Source organism: Nitrospirae bacterium CG2_30_53_67 (genome assembly GCA_001873285.1).
Classification (GTDB): Bacteria; CG2-30-53-67; CG2-30-53-67; order CG2-30-53-67; family CG2-30-53-67; genus CG2-30-53-67.
Window position 1 is genome coordinate 1 of the sequence record MNYV01000100.1, and the last position, 9,388, is coordinate 9,388.

General features: G+C 57.3%; 10 protein-coding genes. 8 read left to right on the top strand and 2 right to left on the bottom strand.

Going from position 1 to position 9,388, the window contains the following annotated elements; translation table 11 throughout:
• Nucleotides 1–84: 84 nt before the first annotated feature.
• Together AUK29_06220 and AUK29_06225 are read right to left on the bottom strand one after the other, a co-directional pair.
• Nucleotides 85–489: a hypothetical protein gene (locus AUK29_06220; GenBank protein ID OIP63601.1), complete on the bottom strand. Its 405-nt coding sequence runs from the start codon at nt 487–489 to the stop codon at nt 85–87.
• Complete coding sequence (locus AUK29_06225; GenBank protein OIP63602.1) at nt 486–716, bottom strand: hypothetical protein; 231 nt, start codon at nt 714–716, stop codon at nt 486–488. The genes AUK29_06220 and AUK29_06225 overlap by 4 nt, the downstream gene beginning before the upstream one ends.
• A gap of 503 nt (nt 717–1,219) precedes the next feature.
• On the opposite strand from AUK29_06225, the gene AUK29_06230 reads away from it, so the two are divergent.
• The 8 genes from AUK29_06230 to AUK29_06265 all read left to right on the top strand — a co-directional run bounded on the left by AUK29_06230 (nt 1,220) and on the right by AUK29_06265 (nt 9,274).
• A complete protein-coding gene (locus AUK29_06230; protein ID OIP63603.1) occupies nt 1,220–1,651 on the top strand; it encodes a Fe-S cluster assembly scaffold protein NifU in 432 nt (143 codons plus the stop codon).
• A 166-nt stretch (nt 1,652–1,817) separates the two neighbouring features.
• A complete protein-coding gene (locus AUK29_06235) occupies nt 1,818–2,174 on the top strand; it encodes an NADH-quinone oxidoreductase subunit A (protein OIP63604.1) in 357 nt (118 codons plus the stop codon).
• Complete coding sequence (locus AUK29_06240) at nt 2,165–2,638, top strand: NADH dehydrogenase (protein ID OIP63605.1); 474 nt, start codon at nt 2,165–2,167, stop codon at nt 2,636–2,638. The genes AUK29_06235 and AUK29_06240 overlap by 10 nt, the downstream gene beginning before the upstream one ends.
• Nucleotides 2,639–2,670: 32 nt before the next feature.
• Nucleotides 2,671–4,407 carry an NADH dehydrogenase (quinone) subunit D gene (locus AUK29_06245; GenBank protein ID OIP63606.1) on the top strand — a complete coding sequence of 579 codons (1,737 nt, stop codon included), beginning with the start codon at nt 2,671–2,673 and terminating at the stop codon, nt 4,405–4,407.
• A gap of 116 nt (nt 4,408–4,523) precedes the next feature.
• Entirely contained in the window at nt 4,524–5,000 is a 477-nt protein-coding gene (locus AUK29_06250) for a hypothetical protein (protein ID OIP63607.1), read from the top strand.
• Between the two features lie 222 nt (nt 5,001–5,222).
• Entirely contained in the window at nt 5,223–6,461 is a 1,239-nt protein-coding gene (locus AUK29_06255) for an NADH oxidoreductase (quinone) subunit F (GenBank protein ID OIP63610.1), read from the top strand.
• A 231-nt stretch (nt 6,462–6,692) separates the two neighbouring features.
• Nucleotides 6,693–8,201: a hypothetical protein gene (locus tag AUK29_06260; protein OIP63608.1), complete on the top strand. Its 1,509-nt coding sequence runs from the start codon at nt 6,693–6,695 to the stop codon at nt 8,199–8,201.
• On the top strand, nt 8,201–9,274 hold the full coding sequence (locus tag AUK29_06265; protein OIP63609.1) for an NADH-quinone oxidoreductase subunit H: 1,074 nt from the start codon (nt 8,201–8,203) through the stop codon (nt 9,272–9,274). Before AUK29_06260 ends, AUK29_06265 begins: the two co-directional genes overlap by 1 nt.
• The last annotated feature ends 114 nt before the right edge of the window (nt 9,275–9,388 follow it).

Below are 9,388 nucleotides of genomic sequence, written 5' to 3' on the forward strand. Positions count from 1 at the left end.
CTGCCTTGGGCATGAAACGTTCGTTCGTATTCCTGCCTCGTTAAAATTTGCTTTTGATGTTCGGGATGCGGCGGCCCGACACGGCTAAAGCCACATGATTTTGATCTGGCCCTCTACCTGCTTGAATTCCTTATCCCCTGTAACCAGTTCCGCTTTTCGCAATTTTGCCATGGCCGCGGCAAAGCAGTCGGCGTAGGACATCTTGTTGTTCGCTTTGAATTCCGCGGCCAGCCGGGTCAGTTCCAGGTCGGCGGGGATGACCTCTACAGGCAAGGTGGAAATGAGATGAGCCAGTTGGCCGGCCCGCTCCCGCCCGGCTTCTCTCAAGGTGATGTAGAAAACCTCTCCCCAGTTTATGACGGAAAGAAGAAGAGGGCGGCCGGAATCCCGAGCCGTGCGAAGAACCTCAATCATCTTCTCCTTTCCCGCCTCACCCTCAAAGTAGGCGAGCAGACTGTAAGAATCCAAGACCCTTGTCGCGGCCCTCACAGTTCACGCTCCTTGTCTTTTTCCTCCATCAATGCCTTGAGCAGCTTCCCCTTGGTTCCGGCTATGCCCGCCAGGGTTTGGATATACTCGTCCGTAATGGGCCGGATGGCTATCTCGCCGTTATGCTCGTAAAGGTACACCTGGGTTCCTTTCTTGATCCCGAACTTGCGCCTCAACTTGGATGGGATGACGACCTGGCCCTTGCCGGTCACGACTGACTTGTCCATAAAACCTCCGGTGGATATCTTTAGGAATTAAGGATACCGTATGAATTAAAGTATGTCAAGATAATTTTTGTTGTTACAAATAAATTAAGGAGGTCAGTAATTTATCCGTTGGAGGTTCTGTATTTTGGGGAGCCTTTTTCAGGCGAGGAATGGAAAGGGGCCGCGGGATGGTTCTCAGAAACGCTAAAATAGACCGCATGTGGACGCGGCACTGCGGCTTTGTCATGACACATGACCAGCGGGTTGCGGGTCTGCGACAAAAATGTTGGTACACATCAGGATTATATAGGGTTGTCATTGTCCGGCTTGACCGGACAATCCAGTTTCTAATGTCTGGATTCCCCGATCGAGTCGGGGAATGACGCTACCAGAGAAATATTTACCCATAAATTTGTCGCAGACCCGCGGGTTGCGGACCAATTGACAGAAGCCCTCCCGTTAGTTATATTTAAATAACTTGTTCTTGCCTGCCAAAGGCTTGCATGAGAAACAAAGGAGGCAATATGGAATACAGTGAAAAAGTCATGGACCACTTCATGAATCCGAGGAATGTCGGAGAGATGGAGGACGCCTCTGGAATCGGCGAGGTGGGAAATCCCAAATGCGGCGATGTGATGCGGTTTTATCTCAAGATCAAGGACGGGGTGATTGAAGACGCCAAGTTCAAGACCTTCGGATGCGGCGCGGCCATTGCCACCAGCAGTATGGCCACGGAGATGGTCAAGGGCAAGACCATCGAGGATGCCATCAAGATCACCAACAAGGTCGTGGCCGATGCCCTCGGCGGGCTCCCGCCGATCAAGATGCACTGCTCGGTCCTGGCCGAGGAGGCCCTGGAGTCTGCGCTCACCGATTATTTCAAGAAACAGGGAGAACCCGAAGACAAGGTCAAGAAACTCAAAGCCGAGGCCGGTATCATGGACCATGATCATTAATAATGGTCTCTTAAAAAAGCCTCCAAGATAGACGGCATAGTAAAAAGCTCCGGATGCAAGGCGCACGAATCCTGAGGAGTGAGGCGTACTTACGAGTACGCTGCAATGACGAAGGATGAAGCGCAACGCCGCAGACGGACTTTTTACTATGCCGTAAAGGGATCAGATGTCCGTCACCTATCTTCCGATACTTCTCCTCTTTCTGATTACGGGGGCCATGGCCGGCGGGATCCTTTACCTGGCCAGGGTCATCGGCCCCCGGAACATGACCCCGGCCAAGGCCATGCCCTTTGAGTCCGGCATCCCGAACATCTCCCCGCATGACAGGCCTGTGCCTGTCCGATTTTATATCATCGCCATGGTCTTCATCATCTTTGATATCGAGGTGGTCTTCCTCTATCCGTGGGCCATCCTCTTCCGGAAGCTGGGGCTCTTCGGTTTCATGGAGATGACGGTCTTTCTTGCGATACTCGCCTTGGGCCTGGCCTACGCCTGGAAGAAGGGGGCTTTGGAATGGGATTAGAGAAACTTCTGCAAAGGGAGGCCGTCACCACTCGTCTGGACGCGGCCATCGGGTGGGCCCGCAAATATTCCCTCTTCCAATACCCTTTTGCCACGGCCTGCTGTTCCATGGAATACATGTCCGTGGCCTGTTCGCATTATGATATCGACCGGTTCGGCGCGGGGCTCCCGAGGTGGTCGCCGAGGCAGGCCGACCTCCTCATGGTGGTCGGAACCATCAGTCACAAGCTCGCCCCCATCCTGAGACAGGTTTACGACCAGATGTGCGAACCCAAGTGGGTCCTCTCCTTCGGGGTCTGCGCGACCTCGGGCGGGTTCTATGACAACTACGCCACGGTGCAGGGGATCGACACCATCATCCCTGTGGACATCTACGTGGCCGGATGCCCGCCGCGGCCTGAAGCGGTCCTCGACGGGCTGATCAAGCTCCAGGAAAAGATACAGAAGCAAAAGCAGGTATACTGAGAGAATAGAGAAATATAAAAAATAGAGTATCCATGGCCTTATTAGAGGATATTTCAGAAAGATACAAAGAGAAGGTTCTGGAGACCCACTCCTTACTGGGGGATGACACGGTGGTCATTTCTCGGGAGATCCTTCCGGATCTGGTCCGGTTCCTCAAGGAGGCGCGCGGGTTCAATTTTCTCATGGACCTTTCCGCGGTGGACCGGATGGGGAAGGATCCCCGTTTTGAAGTCGTCTATCATCTTTATGCGCTGGAGAGCCGGGCCCGCCTTCGGATCAAGGTGCCGGTGGCAGAGAACGATGCCCTTGTGCCCACTCTGACAGGCGAGTACCGTTCCGCCAACTGGCTGGAGCGCGAGGCGTGGGACATGTTCGGCATCACCTTCGACGGCCATCCGGACCTCCGCAGGATCCTCATGTATGAGGGGTTCGAGGGGCATCCCCTGCGCAAGGACTATCCCAAGGAGAGGCGGCAGCCCAGGGTCGGTCCGGGGAGCCGGCCCGAGACAGCCTTTGAGCGCGGGCCTTCCATTGAGGAGCGGATCGCCGTTGCGCTTAAGATGTCCGGGGTTTCGGTGCGGGGAGAAAACGGCATCCGGAACGAAATCATGTACCTCAACATGGGGCCTTCGCACCCGACCATGCACGGGGTCGTCCGGGTCATGCTGGCTCTCCGCGGGGAGACCATTCTCGCGTCCGACGTGGAGATCGGCTACATGCACCGGTGCTTTGAGAAGGAGGCCGAGACCCATACCTATACCGGAGTGATCCCCTATACCGACCGGCTGAATTACGTCTCTCCCCTGATCAACAACGTGGGCTACGCCATGGCCGTGGAAAAGCTCTTCGGCGCGGGCACAACCGAGCGCTGCGGGTATGTCCGTGTAATCATGTCCGAGATCTCACGGGTCATCGACCATCTCACCTGCATCGGCGCCTTTGCCATGGAGCTGGGGGCCTTCACCGTATTCCTTTATATGATGAAGGCCAGGGAATACCTCTACGAACTGGTCGAGGATGTGACCGGGGCCAGGATCACCACGTCCTATACTCGGATCGGGGGCCTCAAGGGCGACCTCACCCAGGACTTCGCAGGGAAGTGCCGGGCCGCCTTTATCGGAGTGCGTGATGTACTGCAGGAGTGTGACCGGCTCCTGACCAGGAACCGGATCTTTTATGACCGGACCAGGGACGTCGGCGTGATCTCCCGGGAGGATGCCGTCTCCTGCGGGTTCACCGGACCGTGTCTCAGGGCGACCGGCATCCCCTACGATGTGCGGAAAGCCGCGCCCTACCTGGTCTATGACCGCATGGATTTCGAGATCCCGGTGGGGGACCATGGGGACACCTACGACCGGTACAGGGTGCGCATGGCGGAGATGGAACAGAGCATGCGGATCGTGGAGCAGGCCCTGCGGGACCTCCCCGATGGCCCGGTCTGCCTAAACGATAAGCGGATGACGCTCCCGCCCAAGGAGCAGGTCTACACGACCATTGAAGGGCTCATGAACCATTTCAAGCTGATCATGGACGGCCATGGAATCCGTCCGCCGGCCGGAGAGGCCTATTTCCCGGTCGAAGGGGGGAACGGGGAACTTGGGTTTTACGTGGTGAGTGACGGCACCGGGATCCCGGCACGCGTACGGGTCCGCGCTCCCTGCTTTCACTTGGTTGCGGCCCTTTCGCATCTGATTCAGGGAGAGATGGTGGCTGACGTGACGCCCATCTTCGGAAGCATCAACATGATTGCCGGGGAACTGGACAGGTGAGAATCAGTGGGCAGTAACGACAAGAGCGAGTGGGCAGTTGGCGGTAACCGCGGAAGACAGAAGATATAGCTGAACGCTGACAGCTGATCGCTTTACTTGAGAGAGGATAAAGCGGGATGGAGTACAAGCTTCCTGAAAAGGAGATCGATTCGATTTTTTCCCGATACCCGGACAAGAAGGCGGCCCTGCTCCCCATTCTGCGGGTGATCCAGACAAAGGCGGGGTATATCTCTCCCGATGCGGAGAAGTATGCAGCCGAGCTGATCGGGGTTCAGCCGGCCCGGGTCCATGAGGTGGTGACCTTTTATTCCTGGTTCCTCGAGGCGCCTGGAGGCAAAAACCTGATCCTCATTTGCGAAAGCATCAGTTGTTCCCTTCTGGGGTCCGAGGAAATTTTGGGCCATCTGAAGAAGACCCTGGGGATTGACGTGGGGGAAACCACGCCGGACAAGCTTTTCACCCTGGGTACGGTGGAATGTCTGGCCCACTGCGATGCCTCTCCCTCGGTGATGATCAATGATGAGATCCTGGCGCCCGCGACCATTGAGGAGATCGATCGGATTATCGAGGGAAAAAGAAGGAATACTGGCTGATGTTCCCCCTCACCCCCACCCTCTCCCCAAAGGGAGAGGGAGTTTTAAAGATTCCTCTCCCTAATGATTATCCCCTCTCCCCATGAATGGGGGAGAGGGCAAGGGTGAGGGGTTGACCCCGTTAGAAGTCTGGCAAGAAATTCACGAAGCAGCAGAATGTGTGATAAAACTTCTAACGGGGTGAAGGTGAGGGGGCTCACGGAGGAAGCAGAGGATGTAAAAATGGAAAAAATATTGACCAAGAATTTTGACAAGCCCGGCTCCCATACCCTGAAAGTCTATGAGGAGGGCGGCGGGTACGAGGCCCTTCGTACAGTCCTCTCCTCGTGGACGCCGGAACAGGTGGCGGCCGAGGTCAAGAGGTCCAATCTCCGCGGACGGGGAGGAGCGGGGTTCCCGACTGGCATGAAGTGGGGCTTTGTGCCCAAGGACTCTCCCAAAGAAAAATATCTTTGTGTCAATGCCGACGAGGGAGAGCCGGGGACCTTCAAGGACCGCATGATCCTGGAGAGAGACCCCCATATGCTTTTGGAGGGGGCGATTCTCGCCTCCTATGCCATCAGCGCGGGCAAGGCTTACATCTATATCCGAGGCGAATTCGCCTTGGGCGGCGAGCGCATGGAAGCGGCTGTTTCCGAGGCGTATGCCCGGAACTACCTGGGCCAGAATATCCTGAAAAGCGGTTTCAATCTGGATGTCGCTGTCCACTACGGCGCCGGGGCCTATATCTGCGGTGAGGAGACGGCGCTGCTGGAATCCCTCGAGGGGAAGAAGGGATGGCCCAGGGTCCGTCCTCCGTTTCCTGCTGTGGCGGGACTTTTCCGCTGCCCCACGGTGATCAACAATGTGGAGACCCTGGCCAATGTCCCGCACATCATCAATCAGGGGGCCGAGTGGTTTGCCTCTCTGGGGACCGAAAAGAGCGGGGGGACCAAGCTCTTTCCCATCAGCGGGCGGGTGAACCGCCCCGGTTTGTATGAGCTTCCCCTGGGCACGCCGCTTCGGAGAATGATCGAGGAGGAGGCCGCCGGCGTGATCGGAGGCAAGAGGATCAAGGGGGTGATCCCCGGAGGCGCCTCCTGTCCCGTGCTCACGGAAAAAGAGATTGATGTTCCCATGGATTTCGATTCCCTGGCCCGTGCAGGCTCCATGCTCGGTTCCGGCGCGGTCATTGTCCTCGATGAAGAGACCTCCATGGTCAAGACCCTGCTCAATCTGGAACGGTTCTTCGCACGTGAGTCCTGCGGACAGTGCACCCCTTGCCGTGAAGGGACCCGCTGGATTGTGCAGGTCCTGACCCGGATTGCGAACGGCAAGGGCACGGACGGCGATCCGGACCTCCTGCTCGATATTGCAGACCACATGGCCGGGCGCACGGTCTGCCCCCTGGGGGATGCGGCGGCCGGGCCGGTCAAGAGTTTTGTAACCAAGTTTCGACAGGAATTCATGTCCCTGTCATGAAATGGGAATCAGGAGTCCGAATCCCAAGCAGGTTCCTCCCCCTGGATGGGGGAGAATAAAGGTGGGGGTGGGCATTTCTTTTTCGATTCCCCCTCACCCGCACCCTCTACCGCCAGGGGAGAGGGAAGCATGAGAGTCTCATAGGATGGTGAATCAGGGCCTTACTCCCCTTCCAAGGGGGGGGGGAAAAATAAGACTTCTTGTGAGGCGATCAGGATTGAAAGAGACATCATGCCCAAACTGACCATCGATGGAAAGAGCATTTTGGTTGAGCCGGGGTCCACGGTGATGCAGGCCGCGGACCGGCTGGGGATCCTCATCCCCCGGTTCTGCTACCACCCGGCTCTTTCGGCCGTGGGAAGCTGCCGGATGTGCATGGTGGAGATCGAGAGACTCCCCAAGCTTCAGACCGCTTGTACCACACCGGCGGTTGATGGCATGGTGGTGCATACCGAAACCGATAAGGTCCGTGACGCACGCCGGAGCATCCTGGAGTTTCTCCTGATCAACCACCCCATTGACTGCCCGGTCTGCGACAAGACCGGAGAATGTTTTCTCCAGGACTATTATATGGAATACGGCCTTTACACCAGCCGTTATCTCGAAGAACGATGGAACAAGAGAAAGGTGTTTATCCTGGGGCCCACCATTGTCATGGACGAAGAGAGGTGTGTGCTCTGCTCACGCTGTGTCCGGTTCTTTGAAGAGGTATCCAAGGTGAAACGCCTGGGGATCTTCGAGCGGAGTGCGGAATCGTATCTCTCCACCTATCCGGGTGAGGTTCTAAAAGACCCTTACTGCGGGAATGTCGTGGACCTCTGTCCGGTAGGGGCCCTGACCGACCGAGACTTCCGCTTTGAGCAGCGGGTCTGGATGCTGAAGCATGGGGATGCCGTATGCCCCTTCTGCGCACGGGGGTGCAACATCACCGTGGATTACAACGAGAAGAGCGACATCCAGATCAACGACCGCCGCGTCTATCGTTTTCGACCAAGGTACAACCCCGAGGTGAACGGATACTGGATGTGCGACACGGGGCGCTACGGTTACCGGGCCGTGGATTCACCGGAGCGGATCGGAGAACCCCTGATGCGTGAAGGGAAGCGGATGATACCGGTGGGATGGGAGACCATGATCAAGAAGACGGCGCTCCGGATTCGGGAGGTGATCGACCAGGACGGACCTGAGTGCATCGGGCTGATCGTGCATCCCTCGGTTACCTGTGAAACAGCCGGGGCCGCGAAGAGGCTCTTTGTGGAACATCTTGGCGTCCGGAACGTGAGCACGGGGTTTCCCGTGGACCCGTCCGCATATGAAGATGATATCCTGATCCGCAAGGACCGTTTCCCGAACCGGCGCGGCCTGGAACAGGCCGGCCTTGCGGCCGGAGAAAAGGATGCGGAGTGGATTCTGGGGGCCTGGGCCAGGGGGGAAATCAAACTCCTCTACATGATCGGAGATGATCTCCCCAGGCTTTTGAATAAGCAGAAACCATCTCCCCTCTTCGGGGCAGAGGGGGTCCTCATCCTCCAGAAGAGCACCGCGGGCCCGGAAGACGAATCTGCCCGGATGATCCTCCCCTCGGCCATGTCCCTTGAAGAGGGTGGGACTTTTATCAACTTCGAGGGGAAGGCCCAGCAGTTCAAGGGCGTGGTCTCTCCATTCGGTGAATCTCTTGGGTCCGGGGATATCCTGGCCCGGCTGGCCCAGGCGCTCGGCCTGGACACGGGGACGGCATAATGGACATCGTCATCATTCTCGTCAAGATAGGTCTGATGATCGGCTTTCTCATGGTCATGGGCCTGCTCCTCACCTGGGTCGAGCGGAAACAGAGCGCTGTGATGCAGGACAGAATCGGCGCCAACCGCGCCGATATCCTGGGCATGCGCCTCATCGGCCTTTTTCATCCCCTGGCCGATGCCCTGAAACTCCTGACCAAGGAGGACTTCGTCCCGCCTTCAGGCAACCGCTTTATTCATACCCTGGCCCCGTTTATCGCTTTTACCACGGCACTGGTCGGGTTCGCCGTGATCCCCTTTGGCCCGCCCATCCATCTGTTCCACCGGGAGATCACGCTTCAGGTGGCCGACATCCACGTGGGGATCCTCTTTGTTTTTGTCGCGGCCGGGCTCTCCATCTACGGGGTGATCCTGGCCGGATGGTCCTCGGCCAACCGATACAGTCTCCTCGGAGCGCTCCGGGGCGCGGCGCAGACCATCTCCTATGAAGTCTCCATGGGGCTTTCCGTCATCGGCCTCCTCATGATTTTTGGATCGCTCAGCCTCTCCGAGATCGCCCATGCGCAGGGGGAGCTCATCTGGGGCTTTCTCCCCCGCTGGGGGGTGATGGTCCAGCCGCTCGGATTCCTGATCTTCTTCACAGCCGCCGTGGCCGAGACCAAGCGGGTCCCCTTTGACCTCCCGGAAGGGGAGTCGGAGATCATCGGTTTTTTCTTAGAGTACAGCGGGATGAAGTTCGGACTTCTCTGGATCGGGGAGTTCGTGGAGATTGTGGTCATGTCCGGGCTGATCACGGCACTCTTTTTCGGGGGGTGGCAGGTCCCCTTCCTGTATGAGCATGGGTTTGAATTCCCATGGGGAACTCGGGCCGGGCTTCCCCATGGTCTGGTCCTGACATTGCAGGTCGCTTCCTTTGTATTCAAGGTCGCCTTTTTTTGCTGGTTTCAGATGCTGGTCCGGTGGACGTTTCCCCGGTTCCGCTATGACCAGCTTATGCGCCTCGGGTGGAAAGGACTGCTGCCGCTTTCGTTTTTAAACATTGTGGTGACCGGGATCGTTGTTCTGGTATTTTAGGTTCATCGTCGAAGTATGTGATCAAAAAATAGTGGTTCATATCCTTTGTTGTCATTGTCCATTTTGTCATCGTCCGGTCCCCCGATCAAGTCGGAGGACAGGCCCGACCGGGCG

Coding starts and splice junctions, on each gene's coding strand:
- AUK29_06225 (OIP63602.1), bottom strand. CDS start 716: ATGGACAAGTCAGTCGTGACCGGCAAGGGCCAGGTCGTCATCCCATCC.
- AUK29_06240 (OIP63605.1), top strand. CDS start 2,165: ATGGGATTAGAGAAACTTCTGCAAAGGGAGGCCGTCACCACTCGTCTG.
- AUK29_06245 (OIP63606.1), top strand. CDS start 2,671: ATGGCCTTATTAGAGGATATTTCAGAAAGATACAAAGAGAAGGTTCTG.
- AUK29_06235 (OIP63604.1), top strand. CDS start 1,818: ATGTCCGTCACCTATCTTCCGATACTTCTCCTCTTTCTGATTACGGGG.
- AUK29_06255 (OIP63610.1), top strand. CDS start 5,223: ATGGAAAAAATATTGACCAAGAATTTTGACAAGCCCGGCTCCCATACC.
- AUK29_06265 (OIP63609.1), top strand. CDS start 8,201: ATGGACATCGTCATCATTCTCGTCAAGATAGGTCTGATGATCGGCTTT.
- AUK29_06260 (OIP63608.1), top strand. CDS start 6,693: ATGCCCAAACTGACCATCGATGGAAAGAGCATTTTGGTTGAGCCGGGG.
- AUK29_06250 (OIP63607.1), top strand. CDS start 4,524: ATGGAGTACAAGCTTCCTGAAAAGGAGATCGATTCGATTTTTTCCCGA.
- AUK29_06230 (OIP63603.1), top strand. CDS start 1,220: ATGGAATACAGTGAAAAAGTCATGGACCACTTCATGAATCCGAGGAAT.